10 protein-coding genes are annotated in these 15890 nt (G+C 52.6%); 6 read left to right on the top strand and 4 right to left on the bottom strand.

The window, feature by feature from the left end:
• Positions 1 to 123: 123 nt before the first annotated feature.
• The 3 genes from BLQ88_RS12600 to BLQ88_RS12590 all read left to right on the top strand — a co-directional run bounded on the left by BLQ88_RS12600 (position 124) and on the right by BLQ88_RS12590 (position 2693).
• On the top strand, positions 124 to 1095 hold the full coding sequence (locus BLQ88_RS12600; protein ID WP_090150051.1) for an aldo/keto reductase: 972 nt from the start codon (positions 124 to 126) through the stop codon (positions 1093 to 1095).
• Positions 1096 to 1133: 38 nt separating this feature from the next.
• Positions 1134 to 1946, top strand: a complete 813-nt coding sequence (locus BLQ88_RS12595) for a helix-turn-helix domain-containing protein (RefSeq protein WP_090150050.1) — start codon at positions 1134 to 1136, stop codon at positions 1944 to 1946.
• 138 nt (positions 1947 to 2084) lie between these two features.
• Positions 2085 to 2693, top strand: coding sequence for a dihydrofolate reductase family protein (locus BLQ88_RS12590; RefSeq protein WP_090150048.1), 609 nt, complete (start codon positions 2085 to 2087; stop codon positions 2691 to 2693).
• Between the two features lie 30 nt (positions 2694 to 2723).
• Here the strand turns inward: BLQ88_RS12590 and BLQ88_RS37355 are convergent, their stop codons facing one another.
• Positions 2724 to 3299, bottom strand: a complete 576-nt coding sequence (locus BLQ88_RS37355; RefSeq protein ID WP_090150045.1) for a collagen-like protein — start codon at positions 3297 to 3299, stop codon at positions 2724 to 2726.
• 266 nt (positions 3300 to 3565) lie between these two features.
• On the opposite strand from BLQ88_RS37355, the gene BLQ88_RS12580 reads away from it, so the two are divergent.
• From BLQ88_RS12580 to BLQ88_RS12570, 3 genes are all read left to right on the top strand, one after another.
• On the top strand, positions 3566 to 6739 hold the full coding sequence (locus tag BLQ88_RS12580) for a metallophosphoesterase (protein WP_176884982.1): 3174 nt from the start codon (positions 3566 to 3568) through the stop codon (positions 6737 to 6739).
• Between the two features lie 68 nt (positions 6740 to 6807).
• Positions 6808 to 7713: a helix-turn-helix domain-containing protein gene (locus BLQ88_RS12575; protein ID WP_090150039.1), complete on the top strand. Its 906-nt coding sequence runs from the start codon at positions 6808 to 6810 to the stop codon at positions 7711 to 7713.
• A 182-nt stretch (positions 7714 to 7895) separates the two neighbouring features.
• Positions 7896 to 9014, top strand: coding sequence for an epoxide hydrolase family protein (locus BLQ88_RS12570; protein WP_090150683.1), 1119 nt, complete (start codon positions 7896 to 7898; stop codon positions 9012 to 9014).
• A gap of 66 nt (positions 9015 to 9080) precedes the next feature.
• On the opposite strand, the gene BLQ88_RS12565 is transcribed toward BLQ88_RS12570, so the two are convergent.
• The 3 genes from BLQ88_RS12565 to BLQ88_RS12555 all read right to left on the bottom strand — a co-directional run bounded on the left by BLQ88_RS12565 (position 9081) and on the right by BLQ88_RS12555 (position 15696).
• Positions 9081 to 10883, bottom strand: a complete 1803-nt coding sequence (locus tag BLQ88_RS12565) for an Ig-like domain-containing protein (protein WP_090150036.1) — start codon at positions 10881 to 10883, stop codon at positions 9081 to 9083.
• Positions 10884 to 11025: 142 nt separating this feature from the next.
• Positions 11026 to 12534 (bottom strand): RagB/SusD family nutrient uptake outer membrane protein, encoded by a 1509-nt coding sequence (locus BLQ88_RS12560; RefSeq protein WP_090150033.1) that lies wholly within the window; start codon positions 12532 to 12534, stop codon positions 11026 to 11028.
• 18 nt (positions 12535 to 12552) lie between these two features.
• Entirely contained in the window at positions 12553 to 15696 is a 3144-nt protein-coding gene (locus BLQ88_RS12555) for a SusC/RagA family TonB-linked outer membrane protein (RefSeq protein ID WP_218132907.1), read from the bottom strand.
• Positions 15697 to 15890: the final 194 nt, after the last annotated feature.

Here is a 15890-nt window from a genome sequence, read left to right as displayed (position 1 = left end):
TCAGTTTTAATACCAACCTCCCAAATTACCTGATCCATACAAGCAAGTAATTTGAGCCGTAGGGGAAATCTGCAGCAGGCGTTCGGACGTCATCTTTGTGATATCAAAAATCAACAACAAAAGATGACGACGATCACGAAAATACACCTTGGCCAGGACGGCCCGCTGGTTTCTAAATTGGGATTGGGCTGCATGCGCATGTCGCCTGTTTGGGGCAGCCGTGCCAACGACGAATCCGAAAGCGTTGCGACCATTCAGATGGCGCTCGATAATGGTATTAACTTCCTGAATACCGGGGATTTCTATGGTGCCGGACATAATGAAATGCTGGTGGGCAAAGCGATCAAAGGCCGTCGCGACGATGCTTTCGTCAGCGTCAAGTTCGGGGCTATTTTTTATAATAATCAATGGCTGGGTCTGGATCTGCGCCCGGTGGCGATCAAAAACTTCATCAACTATTCGCTCGTGCGGCTGGGGATCGATACCATCGACTTGTACCAGCCGTGCAGGCTGGATAACAGCGTGCCGGTTGAGGACGTAGTGGGTACGGTGGCTGATTTGATCAAGGAAGGGAAAGTCCGCTACCTGGGTGTGTCCGAAATCAATGCGGAGCAGCTGCGCAAAGCGCACAGCATTCATCCCGTAACGGCATTGGAAATAGGCTACTCGCTGGCCGACCGGCAAATCGAAAGCGAATTGCTGCCGACAGCTAAGGAGCTGGGCATCGGCGTGGTAGCATTCGCCAACACCGCCGAGGGATTGCTGACCGGGGACATGAAGGCCCCGCTTCCGGCTGACAGCTACCAGCACCATTTCCCACGATTTCAGGGTGAAAACCTAATGAAAAACCTGGCGACCGTCGAGGTATTGAAACAAATGGCCGAGGCGAAGGGTTATACGCCTACGCAACTCGCTATCGCCTGGGTGAATGCGCAAGGGGGGCATATTATGCCGCTCGTGAGCATGAGCAAACGGTCGAGGTTACCGGAGAATACGGACGCAATGGGCATTACGTTTACGCCTGAGGAGGCAGAGTTGCTCGATACGCATTTCGCGCCTGGCGCCATTGTGGGCGGGACTTATCTTCAACGATAGCGGGCGTTTCGAACCCCGCTTTTTAATATCTTTACCGCGTGACGAATCCAACAGAAATACTTCCCGGCGTTATTTTCTACTCTTACCTGTCCCGGCAGCGGAAGGATAAGGTGGCATTTCTGGAACACAATACGCTCGTATTGCAGGTTTCGGGCCGTTTTTCACTGGAAACGGCCACGGAAAAGATCTCCATGGGAGCGGGGGAAATGCTGCTGATCCAGAAAAACCAGTTAGGCGAGATTACCAAAACGCCCCTTGACGGCGAGGATTATCAAACCATCGTCATTTCCCTGCACGAGGACTTGCTGCGGACCATTGCGCTCGAAGAACAGGTCGAAACGGGACATAAATATTCCGGGCCTCAGAATGTACTTGTGCCGGTAAACGATTTCCTGCGTGCTTTTTTTCAATCGGTGGTCCCGTATGTGCGCAATCCCGACGAAGCCATTACTGAGCGCCTCGGCATCCTCAAAGTGAAAGAAGCGGTGCATTTGCTGATGCACGCGATGCCGGAACTGGAAGAAATGCTGTTCGATTTTTCGGAGCCTTACAAAATGGATCTGGAAAAGTTTATGCACAGCAATTTTCACTACAATATCCCGGTCGAAAAATTCGCGCGGCTCACGGGACGGAGCCTGGCCGGTTTCAAACGTGATTTTCAGCGGATATTCGGAATGGCTCCCAGGCATTGGCTGCAAGAACGACGGCTTGCCGAAGCCCGGCACCTCATTGAAAGCCGGAACAAAAAGCCGTCGGCGATCTACCTCGATCTCGGTTTCGAAAGCCTTTCGCATTTCTCGCATTCATTTAAGAAGCGGTTCGGCAAAGCGCCTACCGAATGGCTGTTGTAGCCAGGCACGGTCGCGCAAACTGTATCATTACGCGATTACCCCCTTCTTTTGGCACCTTTGCACCCGCATTCAAAGGGAATGGCCGTGTAATTTTGTTTGGTCAAATCAACACTTTACCAAACAAAAAACACGACAAACATGGGAAGGATCATCGCAATTACCCAACTTTCAGTTGACGGCGTCATGCAGGCGCCCGGAGGGCCGGAAGAGGACCAGGCCAATGGTTTTAAACACGGCGGATGGTTTATGCATTACGGGGACGATAAGCTCAACGAGGTCGTTACCGAAACCATTTCCAGCGATTTTGAAATACTCCTGGGCCGCAAGACGTACGATATTTTCGCTTCCTACTGGCCGCTCCACGATGAAAACCCGATAGGCAAAGCATTTAATAAGGCAAAGAAGTACATCGCCACGTGCACGCTCGACCAGCTCGATTGGCATAATTCGGAAGTCATTCGCGATGTGGTCGAGGAAGTAGGTCAGCTGAGAGCGGCGGAGGGGCCGGATATCCATATCTGGGGCAGCGGGAATCTGCTGCAAACGCTCATCTCCGCCGGCCTCGTCGACGAGCACCGCCTCTGGATAGCCCCGGTGGTGCTCGGCGAGGGCAAGCGATTGTTCGAAAACGGCGTTCCCGCTGGCGGGCTTGCACTCGTGGATACGAAGATCACTTCCACGGGCATGATCATCAACACCTACCGCCCGGCCGGTCCGATTCCAACTGGAAACGTGGAGCCATTTTAGCTACGTATAGTGACATCCGCACGGGCCTGGCTAGTCAGTCAGGCCCAATTGCTGTTGCATGAGCACATAGTCCTTCATATCAGCCGCATTCATGCGCCCACGGGCATCGGCGGGGATGATTATCCAGCGAAATTCGAGGTCGAAGTCGATGGGTATAGGCCTGGGCTTGAAATAGGTCACGTCGAAATTTATACTTCCTACCTGGTTTTCTATTTGCATAAAAAAGCCCAGTGTGAGCTCTTCATTGGAAGCCGGCAATGAAAACACCACATTCGACCGGCCTTCATTGCGGTAGTATGCCATCACCAATGCGCTGTCGAGGATTGCCTGGGTGATGATGCTGTCCTGGCGCATTACCCTGAAATAGGCGGAATCTTCGCGCTGCCAGGCCGTATTGGGCACTTTCACCCAGGGCGATACGATGAGGTTAGCCACGCCTTTGGGGCCTGCGGGGCCTTGTGCGCCGTTTTGGCCGGCTGTTCCTTGCGGGCCCTGCGGACCAGCGGGACCGACGTCGCCATCCGGGCCTTTGCAGGCCAGTATCGTAGCAGTTAAAAGGATTATCCAAAGGCAAATTTTGCTGGGGAGCGGTATTGTTTTCATCATGAATACGGGGGAGAGTGGAGAGTTTCAAACGTTTCGAAACGCATGGGCAAACACCAGGGTTTACCACCTCGCTTGCCGACAGGGAACGGGAGCGAGTACGGGATAGAGGCTGTATCGAAGACAGATGTAACTGTCTGATAATTAGGGTCTAATATGAGTAAATATATCGATTTTAATTTGGATATATAAAGAATAAATAGCAATTTTTATATACAATTAATTGCGCATCGCAGTCCCTCTTCTTCCATCTTTAAATCCTGATGCTTATGAGACCGATTCTATCAGTGCTCTCATTTTGCCTGTTGTTATTTTCGGAGTCTGTCGCCCAGACGCCCAAGATAACCCGGGGCCCGTATCTGCAAATGGCGTATGCTAAAAAAGTGAATGAGTTTGCTACAAGTGCTTCTGTGACTATCCGCTGGCAGACTGATCTGCCGAACCTCGGGCGGATCGTTTATACCCCCGAACCGGAGTTTGAATTGCTTGATAATGGGGCGCCTATGGTGGAGGAGCCAACAGCGACCACGGAGCATATCATCACGCTCACCGGCCTGAAACCCGACCAGCAATACCGGTATTACATCGGGGCCTGGGCACCTCCTGCATTCCCTGTGATCCTCGAAAAAACACCCGATCACTTTTTTAAAACGCCGCCGCTGCCGGGTACAAAAAAGAAAGTGAAAATGTGGGTGTTGGGCGATTTTGGCTACACGCCCCCGTTTCCAGCCACGGCGAATCGTCAGGACAGCGTAGTCGATTCATGGAAGGATTATATGACTGTTAACAAAACGGGCCCGATGGATCTTTGGCTTTGGCTGGGCGATAATGCCTATGAGCAAGGCAAAAAGGATCAGTACCAGGAGCATATATTCAATAAAACCAAGGCGCGGTACGATTTCATGTTCCGGCAGACGCCCTTTTACGCCACACCGGGCAATCACGATTACTTCGATGGAACCGTCGACAGCGCGTCGCTATACCGGGTGCGGGCCAATAAGAACATTCATTATTATGAGGTCGTCAACAATTTTACGAATGGGGAAGGAGGGGGAGAGCCGTCGATGACCGAGGCATATTATTCTTTTGATTATGGCAATATCCATTTCATCAGTCTCGATACCTATGGATTTGAAAAGCTGGGAGACGACCATACGAAAATCCTGGCACCTAATGGATTGCAGTCGGAGTGGTTGAAGAAAGACCTCGCCAGGGCCAATGCCAATCCGGACATCAACTGGGTGATCGTATTTACGCATATTCCGCCATTCAGCGGCGGTTCGCATAATTCCGATACGGAGCGCGACCTGATCCAGATCCGCAATAACCTGGTTCCCATTCTGGATGCTTACAAGGTGGATCTTGTGCTGGCAGGGCACAGCCACGGGTACGAGCGCTCCCGCCTCATGCGCGACCATTTTACGACTTCCACCAATTTCGTCATGGCTACCCACAACCCGGCACTGGGCAGCAATGCGCAGAGCACCGGACGTTACGACGGTTCAGCCAATTCCTGCTTTTACTACAAAAACAGCGCGGCGACGAAAAATGAAGGTATAATATATGTTGTGAATGGGGCTGGCGGCCGAAAGGGCGAGCCGACTTTCGCCAGTAATGTCAAAAATCCCGGGCTGGTGAGCAGGATTATGACGGCCTCTGCATTGTCGTCGGGCGGCTCGATGTACATCGAGGTCGAAAACAAGCGGCTGACCGCGAAGTTTATCAGTGCTAAGAAGCAGTTGGTCGATCAGTTTACGATTTTCAAAGACCTGGACGGGTTCACCGTGCCGGATACCGACGACAGCACGCGCACTGCTGTCTGCGAATGTACCGATGCGCAACCCGGTGCCGGCAATTTCACGCATTATGTCGATGGCAAGGGCAAACTGCTGCTTTCGATCAACAAGCACGATCTGAATATCGGCAAAGCGGGCGTACCTCCTTTTGAAGTGAAGCTGGGCGGGAAATGGGGCAGGACGCAGGTAGGCGCGCTCGGGCCGGGCACCAACTATGTACGTTCGGAAAGGCCCCGGTCGTTCAGCTCCAACTGGCGGGTGATGAACCGTTACTGGGCCGTGAAACCCAATCCGGAGCTTACGGGAAAGCAGCAGGTGACGGTGCGGCATTATTACAAAGACTCGGACCTTTCTTACTTGCAGTACACGGATAGCACCTATGAGAGCATTTGGCATTACAGTCTGCGATTTTTCAAAATCAACAGTTTATCAACCAACTATAACGTGGATCCGCTTAGCGGGGTCCATAATACCATCAAAGCCGCTGCCGATTTTAACAAGGACGGTATCTGGCTGTATGATGTGAAACAGACGGATCTTGCCTTTCAGCAGGCAACGCCGCTTGAATACAAGTGGCGGTTCGGGTTCAACCAGCCCGAAGTATTCTTTTACCCCCTTAAATTTTATCCATTCTATTCGGGGGAATTCGTCGTGGGGCGGCTGAATGGCGGAGGCGGCATTGGCGGGCAGGTTTATAATCATAATCCCCGCGGTACCGTGGTGTTGCTGCATGCGGGCAGTGTCTGGAGCTTTTTTGCAAGAGGGATGGTTCCTCCCGACAATGGTATATTTAACTGGAAAGGCGGCCAGGACCCCGACGAGGTCAACGAGGAAGATCCGCCCAACTATGACCACGATGCAAACTGGCCAACCGGCCCGGCGCCTTTCGGTTATTCGCCGAACCGTGAAGATGGGGAAAGAGTGTTTATCCCCGCCTGCCAGGCAGAACTGGATTGCTACGAGTACCGGTTTCACAATTCCGGCCTGCGCGAGGGTTGCCTTACCACCCCGTGTGCAACCCGTTGGACGACGACGTATTTCCGAAGGTTAATTCGGATTTCATCGCAGCAGATGGCTTACCATAAATCGGTCATTATCAATTACAAAAGAGACGATGGGATCGTGATTTACATCAATGGGAAAGAGCTGACCCCACGGGACCCTAACATGGGTAACGAGCCTGTCACTTTTAATACCTTCGCCAGCAATGCCAGTCCGGAATATGCGTGGCAAACGGTTGTCGTGCCCAATGACGGCAGCTTTTTCAGGTTAGGCAGAAACACCATTGCGGTAGAATTGCATCAGACCAGCGCTACGAGTTCGGACCTTTACTTTGATATGGACATTACATTGAGCCCCGACATCCTGACCGTACCGACGCGAGTAGCGATGGTGGCCGATGCCCAAAACCCTATTCCGGAACGGGTAATTTATCCCAATCCCGCAGACCGGGACAAGATCGTGTTCGACACGCCGTTGGTGTATGAAACGCTGCGGATCACCGATTCGAAGGGTGTCGTGAGGCGTTACATTTCCACCCCCGGCACTTTGAAAGAGCTGGATATTTCAGCGTTACCGGCAGGCGTATTTATTCTTTCCAATCAGTACAAAGGCAATATGCGGCACTATAAGGTGATCAAGCGGTAATTTTCGCTATTTTGGCGGCGGGTTAGTCATTGCCCGCCGTCAACAAGCCATGTAGAAGCCAGCGTATTATGCAGAAAAAATTCAATCTGAAGTCTTTCAATCTCTACGAGTTTCTCAAACATCAGAATTCCCACGGTTTCAATGCTCCTTTCTTTCTGGCCGACAGACACACCTACCAGAGCGCGCACGTAAATTTCCCTTTCCGCACATTCACTTTTGGCCTGGGCGTTACGTACACGGGCGAGGGCGATGTGTTCAAGATCGGCAGCACCGATTACCTTGTCACAGCCGGCTGTCTTACCACTGTCGGGCCGGGAATGGTTTGCCAATGGACGGGCAACTATACCGCCGAGCACGATACGGTTTATTTCACGGAAGAGCTCCTGGAAGGCTTGCAAAACAATTCGTTTCTCCATTCGCTCCCGTTTTTCTTTCACGGCGGCAGGCACGTGCTCCGGCTCAGCGATGAGCAGACGAAAAAGCTGGCTGCATTGTTCGGTTTGCTGAAAGACTTGAAGGACGATAAAAGCGCCGTGCCCGGGATTGTGCATTCGCTGCTGATGCTGGCCGAGTCGTTTCACACCGGCCGCGATGGCTTGCAATCCCAGGCGAACACCTCAGGCGATGGTGCGAACCGGGTTACCAATGCCATTTCCAACCGCGAAAAGATCGCGCAGGCATTCAGGAAACTGGTGGCGGAGCATTTTCCCGAGCATAAGGAGGTGGCTTTTTACGCCACCGAATTGCACATTACCCCCAAATACCTGAGTGAAGTTTTGCAGGCCGAGCTTGGTAAGCCTGCCAAGGCGTTCATCGACGAATACGTGGTGATGGAAGCTAAAAGTTTGCTGAAACAGACCTCGCTGTCGATCCAGGAAATATGCTACTGGCTGGGCTTCGAAGACGCTTCGCATTTCAATAAATCGTTCAAAAAGCTCACCAATACGACGCCTACCGAATATCGGAAAAGCTGATTTGTACAGCGGAGTTTTTTACTATCTTTCCCGAAATCCTTCCTACCAGCACGCCGGTTCATTGCGATACCTTTGTTTTACTCAAACAACAGGACGCCATGAAAACACTTCGCATTCTTTTAATTACATCGCTCGTAATGCGTTCGATGATTGCTTTTTCACAAACCAAAAAAATCTCAAGTATGAAAAACATGGAGGTATTTAAAGTATCGGTTTCGCAGCAAGTACTGGATGATTTAAAGAGCCGTTTGCAGAACACCCGCTGGCCGGGAGAGGCGGAAGGCTCGGGCTGGCACTTCGGTACCAGCGAGGTTTATCTGAAAGAACTGGTACAGTACTGGCTCACCAGCTACGACTGGCGCAAGCACGAAGCCGAACTCAACAAATACCCCCAGTACATCGCCGATGTGAATGGGGTGAAGATTCATTTTCAATACATTAAAGGAAAAGGTAATAACTCGAAGCCGCTCATCCTGACGCACGGCTGGCCGGACAGCTACTACCGCTTCCACAAGCTCATCCCGCTCCTCACCGAAGGCGAGCAGAGCTTCGACCTCGTGATCCCGTCCATTCCGGGCTTCGGGTTTTCGGGTAAAACGGCCGTTACCAGCGAGGCGGTGGCCGATTTGTGGAAGGAGTTGATGACCAATAACCTGGGCTACGCCAAATTTTACGCAGCCGGTGGCGATGTGGGTATGAATGTTACCAAAGCATTGGCGTCCAAATATCCGGACGTGGTAGCGGGCGTGCATTTCACCGATGTAGGCTACCCGATGGGCCAGGAAGACCCTGCTACCATGAGCGAAGCGGAGCAGCAGTTTGCGCAGTTTGTGCAGCAATGGTGGTACAGCGAGGGCGCATATGCGATGGTACACGCTACCAAGCCGCAGTCGCTCGCCTACGGACTGAACGATTCGCCGACCGGGTTGGCGGCCTGGATACTGAGCTTCGGTAATGCAGGCGCTGCTCCCGAAATCCTGGAAGTGGCATTTGGCGGCCGGGATGCGTTGCTGACAAACATCATGATTTACTGGACTACCCAAACCATCGCTACCTCGATGCGGATGTACAAAGCCGATGCCATTGCGCAATGGAGCGGGGCCCAGCCGTTGCAGAAATCCAATGTGCCTGCGGGTGTGGCCTTGTTCCCGCGGGAGGCACAGTTCCCGAAAGAATGGGCGGAACGTTTCGTAAATGTCGTCAGCTTCCGGAAAATGGAGGAAGGCGGCCACTTTGCAGCGCTGGAAGTGCCGGACGCATTCGCAAGCGAGTTGCGGAGCTTCTTTTATAGCATCCGTTAGCCATCAATAAACTAAGCTGCGATGTCGGCGGAGCGTTTTTAGCCAAATGATCCGCCGACATTCGGCTTATTTTTTAATGATCTTTTTGGAAAGAACATACCCGCTTTCCGTCGTTACCCTCACCACATAAAGCCCGGCAGGGAGTTGTTTTGAATCGATAAGGCTTTGGTTTCTCACCTGCTGCACTACCACACCGGCCGCATTCGTCACTTCCACATCCCAGTTTTGCGATACGCCGCTGATGGTAATGCTTTGCTCGGCAGGGTTAGGGCTGATGGTCACTTGTTGCGTACCGGGCATTCTGACGTGCACGATTTTGGAATAGGCAAAGCTGCCTTCCGCACCATTCGAGCCTCGATCGACCTGTTTCAGGCGGTAGTAAATTAGCTCACCAGCTTGCGAGGGGGTATCTGTCAATTGATATTCAGAAATGCCGCCTGTTTTCCGCAGCGGTTCCCACGCCTGTCCCACCGTTCGGAATGTCTTCGCGTCGTAGGCCGATTCTACATCGAAATGATCATGCATTGTCTCGAACGAAGTTGACCAGCTAAGCAGCACCTGGTTCTGTTCCAAAAGCTCCGCCCCGAACCTGACGAGTGTCACCGGTAGCGCCCCGACAGTCACGACGGCCGGTACGCGTACGTCGCTCGGGCAGTCGGCGCGGAGGCACGAAACGTAATAGGTCCTGGATTCTTGAAGTACCGGCGTGGTATAGCTGCTTCCTCCGGCAAGGTGGTTGCCTGCCGACGGCGCGTCGTACCATTGGATCAGGCCGTTGCAGTTGGTCGCATTGAGGGTTGTCGAAGTCCCTTTTGGAATGCTTTGCGCGATCACGACCGGGTCCAGTCCTTTGCTGTTGATCAACCCCGACCGCAGCGTTTCGATGGCACCACGCATCCGCGTGCGCTGGTCGTTGGTGAACTGCGTTTGGCAGGCGAAAGTGTTGTAACCCATGTAGTTTTTGAGCACATTACCGTAAGGCGTGTTGTTGTTGCACAGGTTGAGCGGATTGGCATCGCCGGGGCAGAGGTAGTTGGCGCTTTGGTTGACAGGCTCCGTATCGCAGATATTATCGCCCTGCGCCGCGCAGTTGTCATTCAGGGGGCATTCTACGTAGTCAAGCTCGCCCTCGCCGATCCCCCGGGAGAACGTATGCGCGAGAAACATCCCGTGCCCGAACTCGTGGGCTAGAAGTTTGGTGGTAAAATAGGGCGCCATGATCATTACGCCGTCCATAGTCGATGCGGCGCCGGTTGGATATGCGGCGAATCCCGCAGCCTGGTCCATGTAATTCACAACCCATACATTGTAGTATTCCAGGTTGCTCCAATAGCCCATCGGATATACCTGGTCATAGGGGAGCCCGGCACCGCCGGGCCCGGTAACGCCATTTGTCGTGTATTCCGGGCTGTGGGTGGGGATCCTGTCGATTCCCGTGGTAGGCGTGCATTGCGGCGACCTGACAGCCAGTTTAAACTGAATTTGCGTATCCACGCCGTCGGATTCGACGAGCTGGTTCCTGAATGCCTTGTTCAATTCCGCGATCCCTTCCTCGACCTGCAAGTCGGTCAGGATGGAATATCCGATGGGTTCGAGGATGTGTACTACCACCGGGATGGTGTAAACCTGGTCGACGGCGCCTGTGCGTTGGGCTTTGCCGGAGGCCAGGTGGGCCTTCAATCGTTTTTGTGCCTCGTCGAAAATTTGCCTTTGGGATTTGGAGAAGGCTAGTTTCTGATGTTGAGGCGTAGTAGAGCAGATGGGGCCGGCAAGCGGTTGCGCGTGTAAAACGGCGACGGGAAGCCATAGTGCTGCAACGACTACAAAGCAGCAAACCCCGGCGGGTAAAAGCCTGGTAATGTTTTTCATGGTAGTGCAAGCTTAGGGTTCACTTGGCAACAAATTCTATGTTAAATATAATCAAAAAAACCGCCGGCTCATTGAGCCGGCGGTTTCCGCTTTTACTACTGAATAGGGCTTTCCGATACGGCCCGTATTATCTTGTTTTACATTAAAAACCAGGATTGTTAGGCAGCAAATTCGGGTTCACATCCGATTCCTGCCGCGGTACCGGGAACAGCAGTTGCTTTTCGCTGAAAGTAGCGCCGAAAACTGTTTTGTGACCTACAAAATTGTCCCAGTTACCGGTGACGTCGTTGCGCACTTTGCGGGTACGGATCATGTCAAACCACATTTTGTTTTCAAAACACAATTCGAAATAACGCTGCGACCACACTTCCTGCTCAAATGCCGCCTGGCTCAATCCCGAAACGGGGGCCAGGTTCGCACGCGTGCGGATCGCATTCACGTACTCGACCGCCTTGGCGTTAGGCGCGCCTTCCGCGCGGTTGGACGCCTCCGCGTACATGAGGTACACGTCCGCGAGGCGGTACAATGTGTAGTTCAGGTCGGATTTGATCGTATTCGTGATCGCATTCGCATCGAACCACTTGTAGATGTACGTGTTTTTGAACTTCACAGGCTGGCCGGTCTTGATGCTCGGTGCCGTGGTGTAGAAGAATTGCTTCTCTTCCACGCGCTTGTCGCCCTTGGGGAACGACTTGATAAACTCGGGCGTCGGGTACACCGAACCGTATTCATCCGCATACTTCGAAATACCGGAATAGTTCGGGATGGTCAGCGGCGTGAGCGGGTTCGTAAGCGGAACGCTGGCTGCAAATTGTACCTGGAAAATAAACTCGCCCAGGTTCTTGTTGACCGGGTTGATCATATCGGTGTAATTCTTGAAAAGCGAATAGCCGCCTTTCTGGATCACATTCAAAGAGCGCTTGGCCGACTCCGCATAATACTGCTGGCCGCCGTTGATCGCCGCGCCCGCGTAAGTAAGGTACACATCAGCCAGAAGCGATTCCACCGCCGACATCGATACATTACCCGTCGTGTTCGACCAAGGCAGAGTAGAAGCCTCGGCAGCGAGCAGGTCGGGGATGATGATCTTGTCGTAAATGTCCTTCGCCGGGGTACGGGCAACATTCAGGTCGAGGTCTCTCGGAGGCGTGGTCACCGCCGGTACCGCGCCGTACATCCGCACGAGGTAGAAGTAGTACAATGCACGTAACATATGCACTTCCGCGAGCATATTGTTTTTCGCTTCGTCGGTCAGTCCCGCTGCATTGATATCCGGAATGCTTTCCAGCGCAAGGTTACAAGCGCCCACCCCGAGGTACATTTGCTGCCACCAGGTATCGAAATAGAACGAGGTATTGGTGTAACCCAGGTTCTGGTAATTCACAAATCCCGTCTGGCCGAGGTCGCTGTTGGCCTTGCCGGTCATGAATTCAAGCAAATTGTAGGTATTTCCGCCATAGGAAGCCGGTTGTCCGGCCAGAAGCCCCTGCAAATTGACGTAGGCGGAATTGGCATACGCACGCGCCACTTTGCTGCTGGATGCCTCCGATTCGGGCGTCAGGAAGCCTGTCGGGTTCTCTTCGAGAAAATCCGAACAGGAGCCCATGGTCAGCAATGACGCTGCCAGCATTATATTTTTCAGCACTTTCATATCTGTTGTAATTGCGGTTTAAAAAGTAAGTGTCAAGCCCAGGTTCCAAACCCGTGGACGGGGATTGGCGAAGAAATCCAGGTTTTGTGAAAACGCGGTGTTGGCACCGTAGCCGGAAACGAACGTATCCACCTCGGGATCGTAGCCGGTGTATTTTGTAATCACAAACAGGTTTTGAACACTTGCATACAGGCGCAGACGGTCGATTCTCAGCTTTTCAAGAACAGGATCGTTGAACGAGTAGCCGAGCATGAAGTTCTGGCCGCGGATAAACGAGCCGTTCTCAACCCACCAGGTATCGAAATGCGAATCCTGCGCGAATTTGTAGTTACGCACCTGCGAAACCATCGTATTCTGGTTGGTAGGCGTCCAGGCGTTCAGCACGGTAGCAAGGCTGTTCGCGATGGTCTGCCGGTCTTCCACCGAATGCTTGAATGTCGCGGCGGTATTCAGGCCTTCCACAAAGCGGATGTTGAACGAGAAATCAAAGCCCTTGTATTTCATGGTACTGTTGAAACTACCCGTCCATTTCGGCGTCGTGCGGCCGATAATGCTGTAATAGTTGCTTCCGTCGGCATTGTAGATATACTTTCTGTCGCCCGGTTTCAGGTTATGCTCGGCTGCCAGGGCTGCTTCGTCGGTGCTGTAAGTCCCGAGCCTCGTCATACCGTACAACGAACCGATCGGCTCGCCTACGCGGAGGATGTTGGTCTGGCCAAGGAAGTTGGGGCCGGGGAAAATGTCGGCATTGCCCTTGTTCAGTTTCAGGATCTTGTTCGCATTGGTCGTAAGAATGAAGTTGGTCGTCCAGGAGAAGTTACGCGTCTCGATGTTCGTCGTATTCAAACTCACCTCGAAACCCGAGTTTCTGACCGAACCTACGTTTTGGTACACATTCGCATTCACCTGGCCGGCCGACCATGGAATTGGCGCTTGGAGCAGCAGGTCTTTCGTAACGCGGTTGTAGTAGTCAACGGTCAGGTCGATTTTTTGTCCCAGACCCAATTCAACACCTGCATCGAATTGCAGCGATCTCTCCCATTTCAAATTAGGGTTACCCAAGTAGCTTGGCAGCAAAGTCGATTGCAATGCGCCGTTCAAAACCGTGCTCGTTGGATTGGTAGTACCCGGCTGTATTTGTGCAATAGATTGGTACTGACCAATTTCCTGGTTTCCTGAGAGCCCGTAGCTCGCGCGTACTTTCAGATTGGTAATCGACTTGTTGCCCTTCAAAAAGCCTTCTTCCGACACGCGCCATGCAGCACCTACCGAAGGGAAGAATGCATACTTGTTGTTCGCACCGAATTTCGAAGAACCGTCATAGCGGCCGGTCGCAGTGAAAAGGTACTTCTCGTCGAGGTTGTAAGTCGCGCGGGCGAAATACGAGTTCATAGCCCATTTGTAATCGCCAGAGGTCGAGGAGCTTCTTACAGAACCTGAACCCAATGTATGCCATTGGAAAATGTCGTCGATAAAGTTCTGGGTCTCAACGAAATCGGTTTCCTGGTTGTATTGCTGCCACGATGCCCCGAGCAATGCCGTGAACCGGTGGCGCTGGTTGATCGTCTTGTTCCAGGTCAGATAGTTTTCCGATTGCCAGTAGGTGTTCAGGAAGCCGCGGATGTTCGCAACCCCGCCCTGGTCGGCCGACATGTGCGCCAGGTTTTGGGAAGAGAAATAATTGTTTTTCTGTGATTGCAGGTTAAAGCCGAGGTCGGTTTTGAAATCCAGGTCTTTGGCAATGTGGAACAACAAATAGGTGTTTCCGAGCGACTGGAACGTGTTATTGATCGTGTAACGGTTGTTGGCGATATTCACCGGGTTAGGGCCGCCTTCGAGTCCGGCGATGTCGTTGTTACCTGCCCATGTGCCGTCAGGATATTTAACCGGCACGATAGGCACTTCTTCCGACACCATGCGGGGCACGTTCAACGAGCCGTTACCATCGGATACCATGCGCTGGCGGCTGTTGATCAGCGAGAGGCTTCCGCCCACTTTCAACCATTTGTTGATGTCGGTATCCACCGTGAACCGGAGGTTGTAACGCTTGAATCCTGAGGTTACCATCAGACCGTTCTGGTTCAGATAACCCAGCGAGAGGCTGAACAGCGTCTTGTCGTTACCACCCTGGAAATTCAATGAATGGGTGGTCGAAATAGCCGGCTTGTAGGTTTCTTTTTCCCAGTTGGTATTATACAATGGCTTGTCATTGGCGTCGAAAAGCAGCGGAAAGTTGGTGTGGTTCAGCGCCGCAGGAGGAGCCCAGGTCCCGCCCGCCGGATCGAATTTCGTGCCGTTGGCGTAGGCTTCATTATATACTTTTACAAATTCGTCCGAATTTAGCGTTTTCACGTGGCGGTAGAGGTCGCTCACGTTCACATTGCCGTCGTAGGAAACTTTCATGGTACCTGCGCGGCCGCGTTTGGTGGTGATCATGATTACCCCGTTAGCACCCCGCGCACCATAAATGGCTGTCGATGAGGCGTCTTTCAGTACTTCGAGCGAAGCAATGTCGTTCGGGTTGATCGAGTTTCCATCCACACCGATCACACCGTCCACCACGTAAAGCGGGTCGATGTTGGAGTTGATGGAGCCGATACCGCGGACGCGTACTTTGGCGGCCGCACCCGGTGCATTGCTGTTCACGCTTACCTCGACACCCGCAATTTTACCTTGCAGCGCCTGGGAAACGTTGGGTACCGGCTTGTCCATCAGTTGTTCACCCTTAATGGTAGCCACCGCGCCGGTAAGGTCCGACTTGCGCACGGTACCGTACCCGATCACGACTACCTCGTTGAGCGCCTTCGAGTCGGAAGCGAGGTTCACGTCGATGACCGACTGGCTGCCCACAGCGACTTCCTGGCTTGTAAATCCTACAAAGCTGAATACCAGTATGCTGGATTCGTTGGGTACATTGAGCTGGTAATTTCCGTCGGCATCGGTAGTGGTACCCGTGCCGGTTCCTTTAATGAGTACGTTCACACCAGGCAGGGGAGACGCGTCTTTGGAATCCAGTACTTTACCGGTAATCTTCTTATCGGCGGCCCATCCGGCAGCCTGGCTGGCGTTGGGGCAGAGTGAGAGCAGGAGCAAAAGGTTTAGCAGGACTATTTTCATAATCCCTCCCGACCGGAGAACGGGCGGTTGTACATAACTTTTCATGTAGAAATTAGTTAGTTTTTATCAAGCGTTTTGTTTTAAAAATTACGTGGAGGGTGGTCCGTGCGGGGTGCACAGGAGAGCGGATTTGCATCATAGGGTTCAAACAGGTTAATTAATAATTTCAGGTTTTAGTAATGTCCAACCACAGCGAATTCTTCGCCTGTGCGCTGTCGGGCGGGCGTCATTCGCATTGA

The organism is Dyadobacter soli, assembly GCF_900101885.1.
Classification (GTDB): Bacteria; Bacteroidota; Bacteroidia; order Cytophagales; family Spirosomataceae; genus Dyadobacter; species Dyadobacter soli.
This window is presented reverse-complemented; position numbering and strand designations above follow the sequence as displayed.